Origin of the sequence: Microcystis sp. LEGE 00066, from assembly GCF_015207925.1 — a bacterium.
Taxonomy (GTDB): Bacteria; Cyanobacteriota; Cyanobacteriia; order Cyanobacteriales; family Microcystaceae; genus Microcystis; species Microcystis ichthyoblabe_A.
This window is the reverse complement of sequence record NZ_JADEVX010000012.1, coordinates 1-20,946: the sequence shown is the minus strand read 5'-3', so window position 1 is coordinate 20,946 and position 20,946 is coordinate 1. Positions and strand designations below refer to the sequence as shown.

The 20,946-nt window shown below is 44.8% G+C and carries 20 protein-coding genes and 2 pseudogenes; 8 read left to right on the top strand and 14 right to left on the bottom strand.

Annotated features, from left to right (window positions below):
- Nucleotides 1–72: 72 nt before the first annotated feature.
- Complete coding sequence (locus tag IQ224_RS03230; protein WP_194032548.1) at nucleotides 73–1,458, bottom strand: cytochrome P450; 1,386 nt, start codon at nucleotides 1,456–1,458, stop codon at nucleotides 73–75.
- Nucleotides 1,459–1,721: 263 nt separating this feature from the next.
- On the opposite strand from IQ224_RS03230, the gene IQ224_RS03225 reads away from it, so the two are divergent.
- Nucleotides 1,722–2,477, top strand: a complete 756-nt coding sequence (locus tag IQ224_RS03225; protein ID WP_002741474.1) for a TVP38/TMEM64 family protein — start codon at nucleotides 1,722–1,724, stop codon at nucleotides 2,475–2,477.
- A gap of 5 nt (nucleotides 2,478–2,482) precedes the next feature.
- On the opposite strand, the gene IQ224_RS03220 is transcribed toward IQ224_RS03225, so the two are convergent.
- From IQ224_RS03220 to IQ224_RS03210, 3 genes are all read right to left on the bottom strand, one after another.
- Nucleotides 2,483–3,106, bottom strand: coding sequence for a ribonuclease HII (locus tag IQ224_RS03220; RefSeq protein ID WP_194032534.1), 624 nt, complete (start codon nucleotides 3,104–3,106; stop codon nucleotides 2,483–2,485).
- A complete protein-coding gene (locus tag IQ224_RS03215) occupies nucleotides 3,103–5,274 on the bottom strand; it encodes an Rne/Rng family ribonuclease (protein ID WP_194032533.1) in 2,172 nt (723 codons plus the stop codon). The genes IQ224_RS03220 and IQ224_RS03215 overlap by 4 nt, the downstream gene beginning before the upstream one ends.
- An 808-nt stretch (nucleotides 5,275–6,082) precedes the next feature.
- Complete coding sequence (locus IQ224_RS03210; protein WP_002741464.1) at nucleotides 6,083–6,838, bottom strand: DUF2232 domain-containing protein; 756 nt, start codon at nucleotides 6,836–6,838, stop codon at nucleotides 6,083–6,085.
- A gap of 524 nt (nucleotides 6,839–7,362) precedes the next feature.
- On the opposite strand from IQ224_RS03210, the gene ylqF reads away from it, so the two are divergent.
- From ylqF to IQ224_RS23770, 6 genes and pseudogenes are all read left to right on the top strand, one after another.
- Nucleotides 7,363–8,202, top strand: a complete 840-nt coding sequence (gene ylqF, locus IQ224_RS03205) for a ribosome biogenesis GTPase YlqF (protein WP_002741462.1) — start codon at nucleotides 7,363–7,365, stop codon at nucleotides 8,200–8,202.
- Nucleotides 8,203–8,363: 161 nt separating this feature from the next.
- Entirely contained in the window at nucleotides 8,364–9,848 is a 1,485-nt protein-coding gene (locus IQ224_RS03200; protein ID WP_036399676.1) for a glutamate synthase subunit beta, read from the top strand.
- Nucleotides 9,849–10,287: 439 nt separating this feature from the next.
- Complete coding sequence (locus IQ224_RS03195; protein WP_036399673.1) at nucleotides 10,288–10,530, top strand: DUF433 domain-containing protein; 243 nt, start codon at nucleotides 10,288–10,290, stop codon at nucleotides 10,528–10,530.
- A 163-nt stretch (nucleotides 10,531–10,693) separates the two neighbouring features.
- Nucleotides 10,694–10,969: pseudogene (locus IQ224_RS03190) on the top strand (DNA-binding protein); the annotation flags it as partial.
- A gap of 2 nt (nucleotides 10,970–10,971) precedes the next feature.
- Nucleotides 10,972–11,199 (top strand): hypothetical protein, encoded by a 228-nt coding sequence (locus IQ224_RS03185; RefSeq protein WP_002741454.1) that lies wholly within the window; start codon nucleotides 10,972–10,974, stop codon nucleotides 11,197–11,199.
- Between the two features lie 400 nt (nucleotides 11,200–11,599).
- A pseudogene (locus tag IQ224_RS23770) lies at nucleotides 11,600–12,205 on the top strand (ParA family protein); the annotation flags it as partial.
- An 817-nt stretch (nucleotides 12,206–13,022) separates the two neighbouring features.
- Here IQ224_RS23770 and IQ224_RS03175 read toward each other — a convergent pair.
- A complete protein-coding gene (locus IQ224_RS03175) occupies nucleotides 13,023–14,021 on the bottom strand; it encodes an adenosine kinase (RefSeq protein ID WP_002741448.1) in 999 nt (332 codons plus the stop codon).
- A gap of 164 nt (nucleotides 14,022–14,185) precedes the next feature.
- Nucleotides 14,186–14,398, bottom strand: a complete 213-nt coding sequence (locus IQ224_RS03170; RefSeq protein ID WP_002732311.1) for a DUF2555 domain-containing protein — start codon at nucleotides 14,396–14,398, stop codon at nucleotides 14,186–14,188.
- Nucleotides 14,399–14,546: 148 nt separating this feature from the next.
- On the opposite strand from IQ224_RS03170, the gene IQ224_RS03165 reads away from it, so the two are divergent.
- The gene (locus tag IQ224_RS03165) at nucleotides 14,547–15,323 is read left to right on the top strand and encodes an SDR family oxidoreductase (protein WP_002741447.1); all 777 of its coding nucleotides are present in this window, start codon (nucleotides 14,547–14,549) and stop codon (nucleotides 15,321–15,323) included.
- Nucleotides 15,324–15,502: 179 nt separating this feature from the next.
- Here IQ224_RS03165 and IQ224_RS03160 read toward each other — a convergent pair whose 3' ends face one another.
- The 8 genes from IQ224_RS03160 to IQ224_RS03125 form a co-directional block, all read right to left on the bottom strand.
- The gene (locus tag IQ224_RS03160) at nucleotides 15,503–15,784 is read right to left on the bottom strand and encodes a DUF2470 domain-containing protein (RefSeq protein WP_002741445.1); all 282 of its coding nucleotides are present in this window, start codon (nucleotides 15,782–15,784) and stop codon (nucleotides 15,503–15,505) included.
- 51 nt (nucleotides 15,785–15,835) lie between these two features.
- Nucleotides 15,836–15,991: a precorrin-6A/cobalt-precorrin-6A reductase gene (locus IQ224_RS24860; protein ID WP_002734855.1), complete on the bottom strand. Its 156-nt coding sequence runs from the start codon at nucleotides 15,989–15,991 to the stop codon at nucleotides 15,836–15,838.
- 303 nt (nucleotides 15,992–16,294) lie between these two features.
- Nucleotides 16,295–16,774 carry a hypothetical protein gene (locus IQ224_RS03150; RefSeq protein ID WP_036399670.1) on the bottom strand — a complete coding sequence of 160 codons (480 nt, stop codon included), beginning with the start codon at nucleotides 16,772–16,774 and terminating at the stop codon, nucleotides 16,295–16,297.
- Between the two features lie 134 nt (nucleotides 16,775–16,908).
- Entirely contained in the window at nucleotides 16,909–17,802 is an 894-nt protein-coding gene (locus IQ224_RS03145) for an ABC transporter ATP-binding protein (protein WP_002741442.1), read from the bottom strand.
- A gap of 221 nt (nucleotides 17,803–18,023) precedes the next feature.
- On the bottom strand, nucleotides 18,024–18,797 hold the full coding sequence (locus tag IQ224_RS03140; RefSeq protein ID WP_002734025.1) for an ABC transporter permease: 774 nt from the start codon (nucleotides 18,795–18,797) through the stop codon (nucleotides 18,024–18,026).
- A gap of 62 nt (nucleotides 18,798–18,859) precedes the next feature.
- Nucleotides 18,860–19,483 carry a HEAT repeat domain-containing protein gene (locus tag IQ224_RS03135; protein WP_002741440.1) on the bottom strand — a complete coding sequence of 208 codons (624 nt, stop codon included), beginning with the start codon at nucleotides 19,481–19,483 and terminating at the stop codon, nucleotides 18,860–18,862.
- 141 nt (nucleotides 19,484–19,624) lie between these two features.
- Nucleotides 19,625–20,056, bottom strand: a complete 432-nt coding sequence (locus tag IQ224_RS03130; protein WP_002741438.1) for a DUF29 domain-containing protein — start codon at nucleotides 20,054–20,056, stop codon at nucleotides 19,625–19,627.
- Nucleotides 20,057–20,098: 42 nt separating this feature from the next.
- Nucleotides 20,099–20,911 carry a HEAT repeat domain-containing protein gene (locus tag IQ224_RS03125; RefSeq protein WP_002741437.1) on the bottom strand — a complete coding sequence of 271 codons (813 nt, stop codon included), beginning with the start codon at nucleotides 20,909–20,911 and terminating at the stop codon, nucleotides 20,099–20,101.
- Nucleotides 20,912–20,946: the final 35 nt, after the last annotated feature.

The window sequence follows — 20,946 nt, the reverse complement described above, 5'->3', positions numbered from 1 at the left end:
TTTATTGACAAAAAAGCAGAGTTATGATATGGGATACCACAACTCTGATTGTACAATAGTTTGTCAGTTTTTTTAAGAAATTTCGGCGAGCATCGGGGCAGTCACCAGAGGTTCCCGTCGTCCTTTTAAGACCATGGGAACTCCTCGCGAGGGAGCAAGGGTGACACCGCGGCGACTGGGTTTTTCAGGGGTATTATTAACTAGAGTTAACTGATAATTGGCCAAAATTGTGGCGATAGCGATTTTCATCTCGTAGATAGCTAAAACTTCCCCGATACAACGACGCGCTCCACCACCAAAAGGCATATATTCGTAGGGGGTGAATTGTTTTTCTAAAAAGCGTTCTGGTTTAAAAGTATGGGAATCGGGGAAAGTTTGCTCACGGTGGTGAGCTAGATAAATACAACCCATAAGAATTGTCCCTTTTTCTAAAGGATAACCATCTAGTTCTACCGGTTCTTCCACTACTCGCGGAAAAGTTAACATTCCCACGGGATGAATGCGTAAAGTTTCCGAACAAACCGCCGAAAGATAGGGTAATCGAGTTATATCAATGGGGTTAGGATTATCTCCTAAAGTGCCTATTTCTTGCAGAATTTTTGCTTTAATTTCTGGATAGCGATGAGTCCAGTAGAGTACCCAAGATATAGCGGTGGCAGTGGTTTCATGACCTGCAAATAATAAGGTCATTAATTCATCGCGCAATTCCTTATCGCTCATCGGGTTGCCTTCTTCATCCCGGGCCGACATCAGTAGTGATAAAATATCGCTACGATTGGGGTTAGGATTAGCTTTTCTTTCGGCAATTTCTGTGTAGATAATATCATCAATTTTTGCTTGGTAACGCTGGTATTTTCCCCAGGGACTCCAAGCACCCAAATCAGCCTGCAAAATTGGGAAAAATAACAAAGAAACCATCACCGGAGAGTTAAAAATATCGAGCATTTCAGCCAGAATTTTTTTCAGGGTTTGATAACGTTCCCCTTGACTAATTCCAAAAACTGCCTCCATAATTACTTGTAAAGCAATCGCTGTGGTCGCTGAACGGGTCTTAAAAGGTTGATTTTCTGGCAATTCTGCCATTACTCTTAGGGTAATATCGCGGATTAAATCGCCGTAGAAACGCATTCTTTCCCCGTGAAAAGGTGGCAATAAAAGCTGACGGCGTTTTTTGTGGATGTCTCCGTCTAACATGATGACGGAATAATCACCAATAATCGGGGCAATAATCCGATTGGCTTCCCCTGGCGCCGAAAATTTTTTACGGTCATTAGTTAAAACCTGTTGTAGGGCCGAAGGACTGCTGACAAAGATAAAATTATCTACAGTTAAACCCACTTTCGTGCTAAAAATATCGCCATGCTTGCGGGCGGCATTTTCCATAAAAGCTACGGGATTAATGATCCATTGTGCCATTTGCACGAAGGTGGGGGCTTTGACCTTGGGGATGATTTTCATAGATTGATTGCTATATCCAATGCTAATTATTTCTAATTGTGACATTTTTTTCCCAGAGACGACAAGGTGTAATATCAAGTAAACGGCAAAAATTACCCGGCTGTTGCTTGTCTTATCTTCTCAGAAAGACTGGGATTTTCTGGGAATTTTTAGGATTGGCTTTCTGGTCTAAACAATGATAATCGGGGTAGAATAGCCCCAGTTCTATTTAATTCGCTTCTATGGTTCAATCTCTTTTTTTTCATTCCTTATAGGGACTTTTTATGATTATTTCCAAGTTTTTGCCCTTAGGAAAAACTGTGATTATCAGGCATTTACTGTTATTAACTACATTTAGCCTTGTTTTTCTCCTGACTACTCCCCCCGCTTTTGCTGTTGAATCCAGTGCCTCCACTGGTTTTAATCCTCAAACTATTCTTTTCAATGCCTTGACTTGGGTGGATAGTTTGGGGGCTGTGGGAGCGATCGCGTTTATAATTATCTATATTCTAGCTACTGTGGCCTTTTTTCCCGGTTCAATCCTGACTTTAGGGGCTGGTGTGGTTTTTGGCGTGGTTTTAGGCTCTTTTTACGTCTTTATCGGGGCGACTATCGGCGCTACTGCCGCTTTTCTGGTGGGACGTTATCTGGCTAGGGGTTGGGTGGCGGAAAAAATTCAAGGTAATAATAAATTTCAAGCTATCGATGAAGCTGTGGGGAAAGAAGGTTTAAAAATAGTGCTTTTAACCCGTTTATCTCCCATATTTCCCTTTACTCTGCTTAATTATGCCTATGGTGTCACCGGGGTTTCTCTGAAAGATTATCTACTAGGTTGCGCGGGCATGATTCCGGGGACGATAATGTATGTCTATATTGGCTCTTTAGCGGGCAGTCTTGCCACTATCGGGACTTCGGCACCAGCCACTAACCCAGTTTTACTATGGACTATTCGCCTTATCGGTTTTATCGCTACCGTTGCCGTCACCCTCTACGTCACAAAAATTGCCCGTCAGGCCCTGGCATCAGTTATCAGTGAGTAAACCCCTCAATCGCCATCCCCACCCCACTTCGCCCTTGAGTGGGGACTGACGCGGATTTGTTGACAGGGACTAAAAGAGAGCCGGTGCTGAGAAGTAAGTCCATGGTTGCCAATCGCTTCTAGGTGTTGAGCAGTGCCATAACCCTTGTGACGAGGGAGTCCATAATCGGGATAGCGTCCGTGCCAACGAGCAATTAAGTCATCGCGCCAGACTTTGGCCACGATACTAGCCGCCGCAATTACCGGCGATTGTTGGTCTCCCTGAATTACCGCCTTTTGGGGGATTGACAAATCTTTAATAATGTGCTTGCCATCGATCAAACAGAGACTGGGGGAAAGGGGTAATTTCCCGATAGCTCTGCTCATTGCCAGTAGAGAGGCATGAAGAATATTCAATCGATCGATCTCTTTCACCGTAGCATAACCGATGCGACAAACAAAATCCCGTTGTATTTGCTGGCTCAATTTTTGCCGTTTTTGGGGGCTAAGTTGCTTACTATCCTTCACCCCCAACTCCCACAGCTGCGGAAAACCAGAGGGGACAGTGACCACTACCGCCGCCACCACGGGGCCAAATAAAGCCCCGCGCCCCACTTCATCGACACCGGCAATTAAGGGTTCTGCGCTCATGACTCATCGACAGTGGCGGAGGAACGACGACGACGACGACGCAGCACCGCAGTTTCAGCCTCTACTTGTGGCTCCTCCGTCACCTCGGCACTCACCGGGGTTTCTAAAGGAATAACTTCGCCGAGAAAAACTGGAGTTTCGGGCGCAATCGGTTCGGTGGTAAAAGTCACTGGCGCACTAGCTTCTTGGTTGATTTCCTGACTAACTTCGCTAGTGGTGGGACGACGACGACGGCGCACCAGGGGACGATTTTCGGCTTCCTCGCCAGTTTCCATCGCCTCTATGGGGGCGGTGGCGGCTGTGTCCTCGGCCTCTAGGGTAGGAATCAAGGATATTTCAGGAGTGGCAGCCGTTTCTGGGTTTTCCGCTTCCCTTTCCCCTGGCAGTTTCACGGAAACAATCACCGATTTCGGGTCTTTAAACTCCTTATCCACGAGAATCAGGGGAGAAATGCCCATTAAAGAATAAACTTCCTGTTCTACGGGGGTCATTTCCACGGAAACCCGCTCCCGTTCGGTGACGGGGATATTTTTGCCAGCACTGGCATCTTCTCCTCGTTTCGAGAGACGGGCGGGGCGTTCTCGTTTTTCCTCAAGGCGTTGGGGTTCTGATTCCGGCTCGATTTCGTTGTTAACACCGTTAGTAGAGGCTTTTTCGCCCCGTTCCTCTTTGAGTAACAGTTCCGAGGGACGACGGCGACGGCGACGACGAGAATTATTAACCTGTTCTTGATAGTTGGGATGGAAGGAAAGATCCATCTCTTGGGCGTTTTCTTCGGCCTCAAATTCGGAGAAAACTTCTAGATAGGGTTCGGCCGCCGCAACGCTAGGAGCGCTCTTATCGGGTAGAACTTTTGTATTAGTCGTGGCGATGACAAGGGTTTCTTTTTCCGCGCGGCTAAGGGTGGGGGTTTCTAGGGCGATGGCGTTGCCTTCTCCGGGTAGATGGGCTAAATGGCCCAGTCCGCCGCAATGGTCACAGGTTTTGCCGAATAATTCATAAATGTTTTTCCCCTGACGCTTACGAGTTAATTCCACTAACCCCAATTCCGATAATTGGGCAATCTGGGGCCGGGCTTTATCGCTTTTCAGGGCCTTATTAAACAATTCCAACAGTTTCAACTGGTCGCGACGGGAATCCATATCGATGAAGTCCACCACCACCACACCGCCGATATTTCTCAAGCGCAGTTGTCGGGCGATTTCTGTGGCGGCCTCGCTATTAGTCCAGAGTACGGTTTCCCGGGCCGTGGCCGAACGGGTAAAGGAACCGGAGTTAACATCAATTACCGTTAAAGCTTCCGTCGGTTCGATGATAATGTAGCCGCCGGAGGGTAAATCAACCCGGGGTTTCAGGGCCTCGCGAATGGCGGCGTTAACCCGGAAATAGTCGAGAATTGGCTGGTTTTCCCGATGGGAGTCGATATAAACCCCTTCGAGAGCTTTGCCGCCGCCCCAGTTCGTCAATTGCTGTTTAACTCGTTTTACCGCCATCGGGTTATCCACAACAATGCGATTGACATCGGCACTGTACATATCCCGCAAAACCCTTTGAATAAAGTCATCATCGCGGTTAAGCAGGGCCGGGGCGCGGCTGCTGACGGCCATTTGTTGGATGCTCTCCCACTGTTTTTGCAGAAATTCCAAATCCTCGATAATCGCTTCTTCCGCTTTGCCTTCGGCCTCGGTGCGTACCAGCAACCCCATCCCCGCCGGTTTGACCAAAATCCCTAAAGCTCGTAAACGGGAGCGCTCGTCTTCACTGCGGATGCGACGGGAAAGATTCACCCCGCGACCATTGGGCATCAATACCAGATAACGACCGGGGAGAGTGACATTTCCCGTTAGTCGCGGTCCTTTATTGCCAGTGGGTTCTTTCATTACCTGTACCAGCACTTTTTGCTGGGGGGCCAGTAATTCCGTGATAGCACCGGCGGTTTTTTTCAGTCTTAAGGGACCCAGGTCGGTGACATGGATAAAGCCATTGCGTTCCGCATCGCCAATATTGACGAAGGCTGCATCTATCCCGGGGATGACGTTTTCTACTAATCCTAGATAGATGTCGGCCACCTGCTGATTACCTGTGGCTACAACTAATTCCTGAATTTGATCTTCCCAAAAAACAGCCGCTATATGGTGTTGTTCGGCTATGATTATTTGTTTTGGCATTCAATTTCCTCAATCTTTCGGTTTCAAAAGCGACTGACCATGGGCTATTTGTCTATGCTTTGAGGCTACTTCTGGAAATCTGGTCTTGTTAAGAAAGTTCTAAGAAGATGAGTCCGCATCGTTAAAGCCTCATCTTGATATTCATCTGCCTCTCAGACGTGGGAACTGAGTCTTGGTTTCAGTTGTTAAGTCTGTTTGGCAACTGCCGGCTTGACCCACAATTAGGTAAGCACGGCCAGGAGACGAGATTTTCAATTAATCCCTGAGTCTTGCTCGATAACAGCATTTTTTATCCGTTTCCGCCGGTTCTGTCTATCAGAATCCAGGAAAAAAGGAGTTTTTGAGTTACTCCCCTCGGCAACAGGTTTCTGTGGACGGGAAAAATAGCGCACTTTTCGATTTTCCAGAAACCACGATTCTTTTAAGAAATGCTTTAATCGAGTCTTATAGACGACTATAACTCACCGGGTCACTCTCTGACAAGACGATAATCGGGGAAAAATGATCGATTAACAGTTGACTGGAGATACTGACCATAAAGCACTAAGGGACTTGCGTGGGAATAATATCCCAGCCAGAAAATCGCTCTGTAGAAGAATCAGACCGGCCAGATGGCATATTATCAAAGCGCAAGTCCCTTAGCTGCGGAGGTGCTCGAAGGCTCTCCCCCTACTTAGAGTGATCAGCAAACCTGAACGCTCGGAGGGCGCAAGCATTGCGCCCCTACAGTAACGGATTTTGTCCACAATGTAGGGGTGAACTGCGTTCGCCCAAAAGGTAGATTATCAAAGCGCAAGTCCCTAAATAATTACTCATAATCTAGTATGACCTGCACCCATTTGGGCGGACGAGGAATCGGATTACCGAGGCGATCAAGAACTAATAACGCCACTAAATGCACGGCAAATAAGTATAATAAACTATTGACAAATATGCCCACAACTGCTATCGATTGCACTTGCAGCAGCGTCGGTTTAGCGAGAATCCCTAACTGGGTGAAAATCCAATCAATAAAATTAGTCGCTTGGGTAATCACATATAACCAGAGATTTTCGCCTAAAAGAATTGAAAACAGCCAAAAACGAAAGAATAAACCAAAAGCCCCCAACAGTCCCCCAGTCAAGATAGAAAATTCCCAGCGCGCACCCCGGCGCCAGCATAGCCCCAATTGTATCCCCATCAGGCCGTGGGGAATCAAAAAGACAATACTGCGAGTCGGTCCCATCAACACCGACAAAAGTAAACTAGAAACTAATGCTGTCATCCAAGCACAACGAGCGCCCCAACGTAAATAGGCTAAAGCGATAGGAATCGGGAAGAAAACCCTTAATAACGGTCCGAGGGGAAAATAATAATCAATTAACCAGATTAAACTGGTAGCACTGGCCAAAAAAGCCGTCTCCACCGTGATCAGGGTAGAGATAGACTTGAGGGGAGATGGTTGGATGGGTTTAGCAGTGGGTTTATCTAGAGGTTGCCCCTCTTCCCCCAGATCTACCCAATTGGTTTCCTCTATTGTCTCTTCTGAGGATTGAGCGGGAGCATTAGCGTTAGAATCGTTCATTCTATCAGTTATCCGGTGGTCGGTACGGGTTGGCCGGCTATCCTTAGCTTAGACTTGCGACTCCCAGTCAGGCAAGAGGCAAAAAATAAGTAGGTAGGTGTTAACAATTGTCAACCCCCCTGATTAAGGGAATCGAACCTAAAATCTATCTTTAATTTAATTAGGGCTTGCTGAATAAATGTGAAATTTAGGCAAGGTAAGGGTTTTGTGGTTTTTCTCGCGAAACAGCTGCAAGATTTTGAGAGAATCGTGCTTCCAAACCTTGCGTCTTCATCAGATTTTCTATCCCAATGCTTCGCCCGTACTTTTTGCCGCAAACCCTAATTATAACCAGCTACTTAGTTCCGCCATAGAACTCCCTTGAGTCATCTGGCACACTTTTCTCTTTTTGTCAAATTTTATGTTAAGAAAGATGTAACGAATGAATAGCTTAATAAAGAGGAATCTGATAATTTTTAACACCTACCCACTTAATTATCTAGGGACTATTCCTGATAAGATCTAATTTTATACTCTCATCTCCCATGTCGTTAATTCAATGGTATCCCGGTCATATTGCCAAAGCGGAAAGAAAACTCAAGGAACATCTTAAACTCGTGGATGTGGTCCTAGAAGTGCGCGATGCTCGCATTCCTTTAGCCTCCCATCATCCCCAGGTGGACGATTGGATTGGCAATAAACCGCGCTTATTAATCTTAAATCGTCTTGATATGATTCCCGAATCTGCCCAGCAACAATGGGTAACATGGTTTAAAAGTCAAGGAGAAACCGTCTATTTTACTAACGCTAAACAGGGAGAAAGAGTTAAAGCAATTATCAAAGCGGCGGAAAAAATTGGCGATGAAATTAACCAAAAACGTCAACTAAGAGGAATGTTACCGCGTCCAGTGCGGGCCGTGGTGATTGGGTTTCCCAATGTGGGCAAATCTGCCCTGATTAACCGTTTATTAGGGCGAAAAGTCGTCGCCAGCGCCCGCAGGGCCGGAGTAACGCGACAATTACAATGGGTGCGAATTTCCGACACCTTAGAATTATTAGACGCGCCGGGGGTGATTCCTTCCCGTTTAGAAAATCAAAAGGATGCGGTGAAATTAGCTATCTGTGAGGATATTGGGGATGCTGGTTATGATAACCAAAGGATAGCGGCGGCTTTTGTCGATTTATTAAGAGAATTACAGTATGAAGGACTTTTACAATCTCGTTATGGGTTGAATACCCTAGATATAACCGGGGAGGATTTTATCGAAAAATTGGCCAATCTCAAATATCAAGAGGATAAAGAAAGGGCAGCCATGCAGTTACTCAATGATTTTCGCAAGGGAATAATCGGGGCTATCCCGTTAGAATTGCCCCCTTCCTCTTAAAATCGCCTGTTTTTAACTCAATAGTTAATTACCCAATTTGTCAAAATTACCGCCTGTTGCTCCACTGAGCTGCCGATAAGATTAAAGAAATCGGTAAAGTTGCGAGGATCGATCGAACTCTGAAGGAAGATAGGGAATAAACGACAGAGATAACAAAGACTATGGGCAAACCGACTGGCTTTATCGAATTCCTGCGTGAACTTCCTTCCGAACTTACCCCCCTCGATCGCCTTCATAATTGGGATGAGTTTCATCTTCCCATGCCAGAAGATAAACTCCGCAATCAGGCCGCCCGTTGTATGGATTGTGGTACACCATTTTGTCACACGGGAACCCTAATTAGTGGCATGGCCAGTGGTTGCCCGATTAATAACCTGATTCCCGAATGGAATGATTTAATCTATCGAGGATTGTGGCGAGAAGCCCTCGATCGCCTCCATAAAACCAATAATTTCCCCGAATTTACTGGTAGAGTCTGCCCCGCTCCCTGTGAGGGTTCCTGTGTTCTCGGTATTCATAATCCCCCCGTTACGATCAAAAATATTGAATGTTCGATTATCGACAAAGGTTGGGAATCCGGTTGGATTACTGCCAATCCCCCCGCAATCCGTACCGGCAAAAAAGTGGCCGTAATCGGTTCCGGACCTGCTGGATTAGCGGCCGCCGACCAGTTAAATAAAGCCGGTCACTGGGTGACGGTTTACGAACGGGCCGACCGTCCCGGCGGCCTATTAATGTACGGTATCCCTAACATGAAGTTAGATAAGGAAGAAGTGGTTCTGCGTCGTCTCCAGATGCTCGAACAGGAAGGGGTAAAAATGGTCTGCAACACGGAAGTGGGTAAGGATATCAGCAGCCAAGACCTATTAAACGAATATGATGCCGTGGTTATCTGTACCGGAGCCACCAAACCCCGGGATTTAAACATCGAAGGTCGCCAATTAAAGGGCATTCACTTCGCCATGGAGTTTCTCACCGCTAATACAAAAGCACTACTAGACGGACAGCCCGGGGAGGATTTTATCTCGGCTGCGGGTAAAGACGTAGTAATTATCGGCGGTGGTGACACGGGAACCGACTGTGTGGGGACTTCCCTGCGTCATAACTGCCGTAGCGTTACCCAATTAGAAATTATGCCGCAACCGCCCCGGGAACGGGCTGCCGATAATCCCTGGCCCGAATGGCCAAAAATCTACCGTCTGGACTATGGACAAGAGGAAGCGGCCGCCCGTTTTGGCGATGATCCCCGGGTTTATACCACCACAGCGACTAAATTCGAGGGGGATAGCGAGGGTAACGTCACAGGGATTCATACGGTACAGGTGGAATGGCAACGCAACGAAAAAGGGCAGTTTATCCCCCAACCAGTAGCAGGAACAGAAAAAGTCATCCCGACCCAATTAGTTCTATTGGCCATGGGATTTTTGGGACCAGAACAGCCTTTACTCGATGATTTAGGACTAGAAAAGGATGCCCGCAGCAATATCAAGGCCGAACACGGTCAATTTACCACTAGCTTACCGAAAGTCTTTGCGGCGGGGGATTGTCGTCGTGGTCAAAGTTTGGTGGTTTGGGCGATTAATGAAGGTCGCGGGGCCGCCAGAGAATGCGATCGCTTTTTGATGGGGGCGACGGATTTACCTTAAACCAGTAGTTAGGGACTTGCGTAGGAACCCACATTCCGCACCCTAAAGTGTCACATTGAAAATTTTATCCAAATCGTCAAAACGATTGCTGGCTCTGAATTACAGGCTAATTTGTTTGTCTAGCAGATGCACAATTAGCCCTAAAAATCTGATAGCTCTGATACCAAATTATTGAGATAAACTCTCATTAAGCTGGCGATCGCTGACTAGAGTGTGACACTTCATAATTCTTAGTAATCGCTAAAAGTCTTACTATACAAGGGCTAGAGCAACTTTTGATTTCAACGACTAGGGTGCGGAATGTGGGTAGGAATAATATCCCAGCCAGAAAATCGCTCTCTAGAAGAATAAGACCAGCCCTAAATGGTACATTATCAAAGCGCAAGTCCCTTACTCCCGCTAAAGGTTAAAGTGATCATGAAGCAATAGAATTACTCTAATGAAACTAGATCGTATTACGAGCCATCCAAACCGTATGAATGGGCAACCCTGCATTCGTAATCTTCGCCTTACGGTTCGTCGAGTGATTGAGCTACTGGCAACTTATCCCGATCGAGCAGAATTACATCAAGAGTTTCCGGAACTGGAGGATGAAGATATTCGACAAGCCCTAATTTTTGCCTCTTCCTACTTGGATGATCGCATCATTGAACTTCTTAATCGCTATGAAGCTGTTGCTTGATCAGGGACTACCGCTTTCTGCGGCAACTTTATGCTGACAAGAATATTTCACGTACAAGGTTGGGTTGACGACTGTTACCCAACACCCTCAGAACCAAGATTAAATGCGGTAGGATAGGCATTGGATAGATTTTCTAGATTGCCGTGAGCGAAACCGTCTATGACTAGAAATCCTTGCTAATCTATCTTTACTCGACTTGAACCAAGCTGTGCTAGATTTAGCAGAGCAATTTTTGGAACGCAGCAACCTTCCCGCAAAAGCTGATATTGATGCTGTTCATATCGCCGTCGCAACCGTTCACGGCATGGATTACCTGCTCACCTGGAACTGCAAGCACATCGCCAATGCTCAAATTCAGGGAAAGTTGGCAGAGATCAGCCTTGATTTTGGCTACGAGTTGCCAATTCTTTGTACACCCTATGAACTTCTCGGAGGTTGATTATGTTTCAGGATGAGATTGTGGAAGAGATCCACAAAATTCGTGAAGAGTACTCTCGGTCATTCAATCATGACTTGAAAGCCATCTTTGCTGATTTGCAAAAGCAACAAGCTGAAAGTGGCAGAGAAGTTGTTACCTTATCTCGAAAACACGGTCTAACAACACGTTGGAGTGGACGAGCGAGAGATATTGATAGTGGTGCAAAGGATATTGGCCGCCGCTCAACTTAGCCGTTATACTGAATCGGTTTTTAATAGCATGATTAACTGCCAATCCCACTTGAAAAACCCGCTCCCTTCTCCCCACTGCTGTAACAAAAAACAACTATCCCCCGATAGCGATCGCTAAAAGTCGAATAATTGTAAATTTCTGTCAAGGGGTGCGGTCAGACAGAGGAATCATCGCTAGAATGAGTCTAATTGTCAGGAATTTAGTTAAACAAGGTTTTTGGCAATATGCTAATCTGGCTAACAGGCTTTTGGGGGTGATATAGGGGAAAAGTTCTGGCGATTGCGCCTAAATGAAGTGATATACAGAAAGTTGACCCATATCGTTATTCTGGAGAGTGTTATACAGAAAGTTGACCTATAATATGTAGTTGGTTCTATCATTTAGAAAATTGGAGAATAAATGAAAAAATATTCATTCTGGAACAATAAAGGTGGTACAGGAAAGACAAGTTTGGCATTTCAAGCTGTCACGATGTTTGCAGAAAATAATACAGACAAACGTATTTTAGTTATTGACCTTTGTCCTCAAGGGAACTTGTCTGAATTATTATTAGGCGGCCTTACTGGCTCTGGAAGCCAAAATCTCAACTCGTTACATAACAACCAGCCGAGGAAAAGTGTTGGGGGTTATTTTCAGGAAAGATTACCATCACCATATGCAATGCCACAGATAAATCCTGATGATTTCATATCTAATCCAACCCACTTTAACAATAGTATCCCTGTCAATATTGACCTTTTGGCTGGTGATGCTTTGGTTGAATTACAGTCAAACGCAATTACAACATTAGCTAATACCCAAATCCCTGGGACAAACACATGGTTAAAAGTAATCGACTGGGCCAATGATTTTGTTGCATTGGTTGCTGATAATTATGACTTTCTTTTTATTGATGCTAATCCAAGTTTTTCTATTTACACTCAAATTGCTTTGGCAGCAACCGATTCAATGATTTTACCTGTTATGGCGGATGATTCTTCCAGAAGAGCAGTGCAAAATGCCTTTGCATTAGTTCAGGGAATAAATTTACCTTCTCCAATTTATCAACAACATAACTTTTCATCCCAACTTCAAGCTGCTGGTCGAAGTGCCCCGAAATTCCATTTATTCCCTAAAAATAGACTAACGCAATATATGGGGCCTGCATCGGCCTATTTTGCCGTACTAACAAAAATTGACACAATGATTGGCTCAATTCTAGAGACGGATCCAAATGTTGTGACGTTTACTACCCTTGCTGATGCTGTGGTCGATATTCGAGATTTTCAGACAACAGGCGTAGTTGCTTTTGCCCAAGGGTTGCCATTTTCAAAAATGTCGTCTGGAATCTATAAGCTTCCAGGACGAGAGGTACAAGTCCGTGCAGATTACCTTGAAAATTGTGGCTCTTCGGTTTGTGTTATGCAATGGACGGGGGTTATAAGGAATGGAACCCTTATGTAGAAAGGCATTTGGCGATTTTTGTCAATTGTTTTTTATCTAGAGCGAACTCATCAATTAAGTCTCTTGCCATAGAAGGATTTAGTCAATTTATGCCCCCCTATCGAACCATAACAAGTAACGAAGAGCCAAAATTGTATTAATGCCATGAATACTCTGGTTGCAAAACTTTAGATCGCCAATCCTGTAGTGCGATCGCCGATCTGGTAGGGTGCGTTCCCTAATGTGGCTCCCACTGCTCCACTGATCGATTTTGGGGAACGCATATACCTTTTAAACGGGATTTAGTCTGACTATCTAAATTACTGGTTAAGACTGTCTATGAGCAGGGAGCAGGGAGAAAAAACCTGACTACTGACTGAAAGCTGATCACCGACAAAACCTATCCCAAAACGATCGAATCGCGCAGGGATTGAATTTCCTCGGTTTGTAAACGCGCTCCAAAAGTAGAAACCACCCGGGCAGCCGCTAGAGAAGCGAGATTTCCCGCTCCTTTGTAACCCATACCGTGGGTAATACCGTAGAGAAACGCACCTGCATACATATCCCCCGCACCGACAGTATCGATCGCCTGTACGGGATGGGGGTCAATTTCCAGGAGATTTTCGCCATCATAGATCAAAGAACCACTGGCACCCCGGGTGATAGCGAATCCTTTGGCAATGGTTTTAAAATAGGCGATCGCTGACTCGATTTCGTCGCTGCTGGAAATAGTCAAAGCTTCCGACTCATTAGCGAAAACGAAATCTAATCCCGTTCCAATCATTTCCAGTAATCCCTCCCGGAAGAAGATCGCCATATTGGGATCCGACAGGGATAAAGCGGTTTTGACTCCAGCAGCCTGAGCAATTTCTCGCCCTTTAATAGCGGCAGCTTTGGCAGTGGGAGAGGTGACGAGATAACCTTCGAGATAGAGATAATCGGCATTAGCGATCGCTGAAGGGACTAATTCCCGTTCGGAAATTTCCCCGGTGATGCCGAGAAAAGTATTCATGGTGCGATCGGCATCGGGGGTGACGAAAACTAGACATTTTCCCGTGATTCCCACCTCTTTTTCGCCACCATGTTCATTGGTATGCAAACCACAGGCCCGCAGATCTTGCAGATAAAACTTACCTAATTCGTCATTGCCCACTTTACAGGAATAGAAACCTTTACCCCCCAACTGAGCGATCGCTACTAGGGTATTCGCCGCCGATCCGCCACCGCTGCGTTTACAATCAAAAGCCAATTTTTCCATCAACTGGGTTTGACGATTTTCGTCCACCAGCGTCATCACTCCTTTATCGATGCCTAATTCTTGCAGTAATTCAGGAGAGACTTGAAATTCCATATCGACGAGCGCGTTACCGATCCCATAAACGTTGTATTGTTTGCCCATAATCTAGTCGATCGCCTAAAAATACTTTGTTATTGATAGTAGGGAAATAAGGGGCAAAAAGCTAGGGGCTGTTTTCAGCCAGAGAAGACGATAAACAAAAATTATCGGTGTGCTAGTCTCACACACCGGCTAATTTTTGTTAAGTTTTGTTTAACTAAACCACTTTAAGCCTCATCGTAGGCTTCTAGATCCAACAGATAAAGATAAGGTTCGGCTAATTCCTGCCTTTGAAAAGCGATCGCCCGCAACAGATGCCAATCCCGCAAAGCCTCGAAGGGGTTGCTATACTCATCTTTTTCTAGTCGTTCGGCTAAAGAAGCAATATCAGCGGCGGTATATTTGGCAATATCTTGATCAGTGAAGCTTATAACTGTCATTTCTGCACCTTCCTCGACCTTTGTTCTATTTCTAGCCTAACATATATTCTGAGTTGAAAAAATGTCTTCCCCGCCAAGTTAAGAACTGTAAATGGAAGGGTAATTGTGGTAAGATTCCAGCAAAAGAGCTATTTTTAGTTGATCTTCTATGAAAACAGCCCTCATTACTGGCGCTTCCACTGGTATCGGTGTCGTCTTTGCTCGTCAACTTGCTCAACGGCAAATGGAGCTAATTTTAGTCGCTAGATCTAGGGATAAACTAGAACAATTAGCAGCGGAATTAGAGGAACAATACGGGGTAAAAGTGACGGTTATCGTCCAAGATCTGACCGTTGCTGGGGCGGGAAAGCTAGTATATGATACGGTGAACCAAAAAGGAATCAACGTTGATTTACTGGTAAATAATGCCGGTTTTGGTGGTTATGGTGCTTTTAGCGAGCAGGATTTAGCCCGACAGTTAGAAATGATCCAGTTAAATAATCTGGTATTGGTGGAATTAAGCCACTATTTTCTCCGTCCGATGCTTGCTGGTGCTGGGGGGGCAATTATCAATGTTGCTTCCATTGCTGGGTTTCAACCGCTCCCCTATCTTTCCGTCTATGCGGCGACAAAAGCTTTTGTCCTCAGTTTTAGCGAGTCTCTCTGGGCAGAAAATAAAGACAAAGGCGTTAAAATCCTTGCTCTTTGCCCCGGTCCGACGGAATCTAATTTTTTTGAGGTAGCCCGATTTCCCAGTGCCTTTATGGGCAAAAACGGCCGGTTAGATTCGGCGGAAGTGGTGGTACAAGAGGCTTTAACCGCCTTGGCCAACAAACGCCCCAACGTGGTAGCAGGTAAATTTGCTAATAAAATTATCGTCAATCTGCCCCGTTTTTTACCTAGAAGTTGGATCGTGTCTTTGATAGAAAAGCAATTTAAGCTATAACTAGGGTCTGCTGAAAAAGTTTTTCGTGGGGACAGGGTGTGGGGTTTTACCTATTTTCAGGGAAAAAGTAGCCCAATTTCCCCCGGATTACCCCCATGGCCGACACTTTTTAATGGCGAAAAAATCTAAAAGTTTTATCGAACAAGGTTGTTAGATTTATGGCGCAAAATCGCTCTTTCTCAAGGGGTGGTTTGATTAACTTTTAGCATCTCAACGAGGATATTATGGGCATCCTTGGCTGATTCTAGGGTGCGCTCAAAAGGTATTCTAATTGTTTGACTCTCCCCTAATTTTTCTACGGCTAAATCCATGCCTTCGGGATCGATGGAGAGCATTTGAGCAGTTTCTGCATCGGTGATATTACCGTAAACTTGAGCGTAGAAAAGCACGGCATCACCGTGATCTTTATTCATGTGTTTACATATGCGATCGCTAATGACGGGAGTGATAGTTTCAGACATAATGTTCTGGAAAAAAATCGATAATAAGGTGGGGACGGATAAAAGCCAGTTCTAAATCGAGGCAAATGGGGGGATGTTAGTTAGGGTAGCGCAATTAATCGCTAATTGCCAGATAATTTGGGCGTGAGGATGGCAGACATCAATAATAAGTTTAATATTATTTTCTTGACAAAAATCCTTAATTGTGCATTGCTCTAATTGTCCCACTGAAGGTCAATCGGAGTAGAGAGTAAAGTCTGGGGCTGCCCGCGCATTTAATACTAAATCCGTTGAGTATAGGCTACTTATGAGGATAGGCAAGAGGCAAGAGGCAAGAGGCAAAAGGAGGAATAGATAATCAGTCTTTAATAACTGGATTTAGTATAAATTGCCTGTTGAGATGAAACAAGAGGCAACAGTAAAGGGATTGGGAGAGATTCAGCTAATCGGATAGGCGATTAAAATGCCTCTTAGCTTCAAACCCCACACCCTGCCCCCACCAAAAAACTTTTTCAGCACACCCTATATATTTTATCGTTCACAACCGACAACAAAAGCGGTGTAGGTATTACCGATGTGCTGAATACCATTGACAAAAAGATTGACTAGAAAAGGTTGATCATTTGCCCGGACTGTGGCAGTAATTGTTAAGGGTTTATCGGGTTCGATTCGTACTCCATTAGTATTAAAAAATTCCTCGTTAGTTTGATCGCTATACTTGAGAAACAGCCGGATATCGAAGGAGGCAGCCCGGGGGACAGAAACCGTAACGATAAACCTCTGAAAACGTCTCCCCCCCGGCACTGCCCAATCGGTATTCCAATTATTACGAGTTATCGTGACACCGAAAGGCCCTGGAACAGTGGGTTGTGAGACGCTTTTCGTAACTTCACTACCTTCACCGCCTAATAGAGAAAGTGGCCGACAATTTTGCGCCGCTGCCGGTAGATGTGAGCTTAATAATACCGCCGATAGACTCAATAACCCAGTGATAGAGGTTAATTTCATCATTGATTTTGTCTCCAATTAATAGAACCTATCCAAAAATTATAGATGATCATGACGGTAAAAAAACGGTGATTTAGCTTAATTGAGCTAAATTCCGAAAAAATGCTGATCATCAACCTGAATTCTCAAAAACGGTGTTAAAATTGATTCATAATTTCTATATAAATATGTTCTAACTGTACCGTCTGACGGGCGAGAGAATCAATATTAATGCCATCGAATGCCTGAATAATCTCGCTTAATTCTAGATGTTCATCTAACCAAAAAGCTAAATCTTTACCGTAAAATTTGGGAGTAAATCCTAATTGTTTCCCTCGATTAATTGCCGCTTCTTGATCCTGGGTATCCATGATAATAATTTCCTTAGCAGGAATATGCTGACGCAGCTGATTTAAATTACCTTCGGCAATAATACGACCTTGTTTTAAAATGCCGATACGTTGACAGAGACGCTGTGCTTCATCGAGGAGATGGGTAGTTAATAAAATTGTCATTCCCTGTCGCCGTAATTCTCCGATTAAATCCCAAATTTCATAGCGAGATTCGATGTCTAAACCAGTAGTTGGCTCATCGAGAATTAATAATTTTGGCTGATGAACAATAGCCACAGCAATATTCATCCGGCGCTGCATTCCACCGCTTAAAGTTTCCACCGGACTACGGGCGCGATCAAGCAAATTTACTGCGGATAAACTGCTTTTAATCCGATGACGACGCTGGGGGCGATCGAGTCCATAAATCTGAGCAAAAAAGTTGAGATTTTCCTCACAAGTAAGGGATTTGTACAATAAATTTTCTTGCGGTGCAACCCCAATCAATTCTTTAGTAACTCTGGAAATTGGCAAATAATTAAAGGTAATTTCTCCCGATGAGGGTTTTAATAAATTACAAATTAAGTTAATAGTGGTGGTTTTTCCCGCACCATTGGGACCGAGTAAACCGTAAATTTCCCCCGCTTCAATATGAAAGTTTAATTGATCTAATACTAAGCGTCTTCCGTAATTTTTTTTGACATTACTAATAGTCAGCATTTTTAATAAAGTAATAAGGATAGTCAGGCTTTTTTAGGTCATCAGCCGTCAGCTAGGTAATAGTACGAATAACAGGGAAATTGGCTAACTACACTGAAAAACTAAGAAGCTGAATAACTGATGGTGGGTTACGGCGAATAGATAAATTAATGATTAAGTCTGATAATTTGTCTCCGCCTAACCCACCCTACCTAACTGATCACTGATAACCGATCACTGATTTACAATCGGCGTTCAAGGTTTAACATTTGTCGATAGGTAAGCCAACCACCTGCTACCATAGCTAGAGCAAAAAGACAGAGAAAGCGAAAATGAGAGCTAATATCTTCTAGATTTTCGCCCTTTGCCCAAACAGCAATTAAAGCTTCATTCATGTGGTAGATCGGGTTATATTTAGCCAGAGATAGAATATTGTCGGGGAATAAAGCAGTGGGGAGAAAAACGCCGCCTAAAATTAATAAAGGAACCCCAAAAGTTCCCACCAAAGCATTAACATCTTCTGTTCTTTTCGCCAGTTGAGTACCGAGGATAAATCCTAAACCCACATAGGCGGTGATACTAAGGAAAATAATTAATAATTCTAGAGGAATTGAGCCTTTAAAAGTGGCTCCATACTGTTTAGCAATAGAATAAACTAAAACTGTCTGACAGGCAGCAATCACACAATGGGCGAGAAAAATGCCGATAAAATAGGAAACACCGCTTAAAGGCGATAAAAATAACCGTTTAATCGTTTGTTGTTCCCTTTCTGCTACTACCGTCGCCACGGTTCCCCCCAAACAACTAAAGAAAAGTGCCGCCCCGACGAGGGTGGGAGGAGTAGCCAGAGCCATTGCCTCGGCAAGCTCAATTTTGCCTTTTTCTGCCATAATATAGCCATTTAAGAGCAGGACAAGGATCGGGAAAATGCCCCAGAGGATTAAGCTACGCCCGCGCCGGATTAATTCCACTAAAATTCGTTGAGCGATCGCTAAAATTTCCTGCCAATATTTCATAGAATGTTAGTGTAATTGTTTCTCCCTGTAGAGAAATAAGTTTTCCTACTTTCGACTTAGGCTTATTGTAAGTGTTCCAGAGCTTGATCAGCACGCAATCTTACCACTATGTCCGCTTCTGTCTCCCGAATCTGTGCTAAAAGTTCCCGAATCGCCCCGCGAAATGCCGCCGCCGCAGTTCCTAACCCCTCCAATCCGACAATCGCCGCATATCTAACCACCCACTCTGGATCCCCTTGCGAAAGTTTCTCCAGTGCCGCAAAAACAGCCTTCTGAGCCTCAGAAACCCGACTTTCCTCCAAATCAGACCAAATTATATTTCCTAAGCCTCTAGCCGCCCCTCGCCGCACGCTAAAGGAAAAATCACTCACCGCCGCCTCAAGCAATAAGTCCAATCCTCGCACATCGCCAATTCCTGCTAGGGCGCGGGTTGCCCAAGCTCTCGCCCCATAATTATAACCGTCTAGGTTGGCCAGTAAGTAGGGAACCGCCGCTTTGCCGATGGCGATTAAACCATCCACGGCTGCCACGGAGGCACCGGGGTTATTATATCTGAGGACATCGGTGAGGGTGGGTATTGCCGCCTCACTTTTGGCGGCGGCTAAGTTTTCCACGGCGATTAGTAACCCATTGGCTGAGTCGGCTTTTTCGACGGCAATAATTAAAGTCTCAACGGTAGGAAGCATTGGTTATCATTGGAGGGGATGAGGGGTTGGGAATTATGAATTATGAATTATAAATTATGAAGTGGGAAGAATAAATAAAAATAATCTCCTGACGACTAATTCTTATCTCCTAACCCCACCAACAAACTCTTAAAGATAATTTTATCGCCAAACTTTTTTCTGTAAAATCTGACTAATTTCTTGGGGAAAAGGACAATCATCCGGAAAGTTAAAGGATTGATAATCGGGGTTATCTCGCAAGCTTTTTAAAGCCGTGGCATAGCAATCTAAAAATACTTGATCCCAGTAGGGTTTTAAACTAGGAGAATCGATCAAAAGTTCTTCTAGTTCCCGTTGACTGCGCCTAATAGTTTCTTGCCAACCTCGATAATCCTCAACGTAATCAGTATAGCAAAGTTTGAGGCATTGTTCTAAGATGGTGGTTAACCGGTTGCGGAGTTCACGTTTTTGACGTCTGCCCAAACTTTCTATCTCCTCGAGCAAGTTTTCCCAGTCAACTTTATCAAAGTTTTTTTGTTTTAACAGAGTGATTGTTTCGTTCAGCCACCCAACATAATCAGTTTGAATTAGCATAATAACTCTGGATTTTATCGGTTTTAATTTAGATATGATTAATTACAATAAACCATCCATTAAAGTGAGAATTTCGGAGATATTTTCGCCCCTAGAATTAGTTTTTAGATGGTTTTCTAAAAGTTCCTTGAGAGCAACCAGTTTCAGACTATTTTCCGCCAAAGTATTAGCGATCGCAGGGGCGGCTGGCAGATAACCCGTAGCACCCAAGTCCATTAAAGCAGAACGACGCAGCTGTAATTCTTCCCCTTGCAAGGCCTTAATCAGAATATCGCCATAGTGGGGGTTAGCTGTGAGTTGATAGAGGGCGCGGGCAGCCGCATAACGCACTTTTTCGACGAAATGGGTTAAAAACGGTTCGATGAGGGGAATCGCTTCCGTCGCTTGCAGGGTTCCCAAGGCTTCGATAATCGCTTCGTAGGGTTGGACTAAATGGGGTTTTCCCGCCACTAAAACAGCCACTTCGATGCCACCCTCTAATAGTTTCTTTAAAGGTGCGATCGCGCTTCGATCCTGAAGCATTTCCAATGCTTGGGCCGCCGATTCACGCACATAATAATCCTCGCATTCGAGACAGGCAATCAAAGCGGGAACACAACTGAGATCATCTAATTTCCCTAAAGCACTGGCGGCATTGCGTCGCAGGGGATAACCGCCGTCGGGAGTGCGATCGCTTTCGTCCTCTAAAGCGGCAATTAAGGCCGAAATCGCCTCCGGTTGACGAACACGAAATCTACCCAACCACCAAGCAGCATAATAACGCGCGCCTAGGTCTTCTCTTTGCTGGATATTAGCGATCGCTTGTTCAACGGTATAGGCCGGATTATCGACGGGAGGAGAGTAAGAATCGCTCATAGACAAGTGAAAATGGGTGTGGGGTGTTGGGGAAG

What these genes read in the sequence shown, in the direction of transcription:
- IQ224_RS03185 (WP_002741454.1), top strand. Translation starts at nt 10,972, where the DNA reads ATGTTTCAGGATGAGATTGTGGAAGAGATCCACAAAATTCGTGAAGAG.
- IQ224_RS03210 (WP_002741464.1), bottom strand. Translation starts at nt 6,838, where the DNA reads ATGAACGATTCTAACGCTAATGCTCCCGCTCAATCCTCAGAAGAGACA.
- IQ224_RS03125 (WP_002741437.1), bottom strand. Translation starts at nt 20,911, where the DNA reads ATGAGCGATTCTTACTCTCCTCCCGTCGATAATCCGGCCTATACCGTT.
- IQ224_RS03220 (WP_194032534.1), bottom strand. Translation starts at nt 3,106, where the DNA reads ATGAGCGCAGAACCCTTAATTGCCGGTGTCGATGAAGTGGGGCGCGGG.
- IQ224_RS03230 (WP_194032548.1), bottom strand. Translation starts at nt 1,458, where the DNA reads ATGAAAATCATCCCCAAGGTCAAAGCCCCCACCTTCGTGCAAATGGCA.
- IQ224_RS03150 (WP_036399670.1), bottom strand. Translation starts at nt 16,774, where the DNA reads ATGATGAAATTAACCTCTATCACTGGGTTATTGAGTCTATCGGCGGTA.
- IQ224_RS03175 (WP_002741448.1), bottom strand. Translation starts at nt 14,021, where the DNA reads ATGGGCAAACAATACAACGTTTATGGGATCGGTAACGCGCTCGTCGAT.
- IQ224_RS03165 (WP_002741447.1), top strand. Translation starts at nt 14,547, where the DNA reads ATGAAAACAGCCCTCATTACTGGCGCTTCCACTGGTATCGGTGTCGTC.
- IQ224_RS03200 (WP_036399676.1), top strand. Translation starts at nt 8,364, where the DNA reads ATGGGCAAACCGACTGGCTTTATCGAATTCCTGCGTGAACTTCCTTCC.
- IQ224_RS03145 (WP_002741442.1), bottom strand. Translation starts at nt 17,802, where the DNA reads ATGCTGACTATTAGTAATGTCAAAAAAAATTACGGAAGACGCTTAGTA.
- IQ224_RS03160 (WP_002741445.1), bottom strand. Translation starts at nt 15,784, where the DNA reads ATGTCTGAAACTATCACTCCCGTCATTAGCGATCGCATATGTAAACAC.
- IQ224_RS03170 (WP_002732311.1), bottom strand. Translation starts at nt 14,398, where the DNA reads ATGACAGTTATAAGCTTCACTGATCAAGATATTGCCAAATATACCGCC.
- ylqF (WP_002741462.1), top strand. Translation starts at nt 7,363, where the DNA reads ATGTCGTTAATTCAATGGTATCCCGGTCATATTGCCAAAGCGGAAAGA.
- IQ224_RS03130 (WP_002741438.1), bottom strand. Translation starts at nt 20,056, where the DNA reads ATGCTAATTCAAACTGATTATGTTGGGTGGCTGAACGAAACAATCACT.
- IQ224_RS03140 (WP_002734025.1), bottom strand. Translation starts at nt 18,797, where the DNA reads ATGAAATATTGGCAGGAAATTTTAGCGATCGCTCAACGAATTTTAGTG.
- IQ224_RS03225 (WP_002741474.1), top strand. Translation starts at nt 1,722, where the DNA reads ATGATTATTTCCAAGTTTTTGCCCTTAGGAAAAACTGTGATTATCAGG.
- IQ224_RS03215 (WP_194032533.1), bottom strand. Translation starts at nt 5,274, where the DNA reads ATGCCAAAACAAATAATCATAGCCGAACAACACCATATAGCGGCTGTT.
- IQ224_RS03135 (WP_002741440.1), bottom strand. Translation starts at nt 19,483, where the DNA reads ATGCTTCCTACCGTTGAGACTTTAATTATTGCCGTCGAAAAAGCCGAC.
- IQ224_RS03195 (WP_036399673.1), top strand. Translation starts at nt 10,288, where the DNA reads ATGAAACTAGATCGTATTACGAGCCATCCAAACCGTATGAATGGGCAA.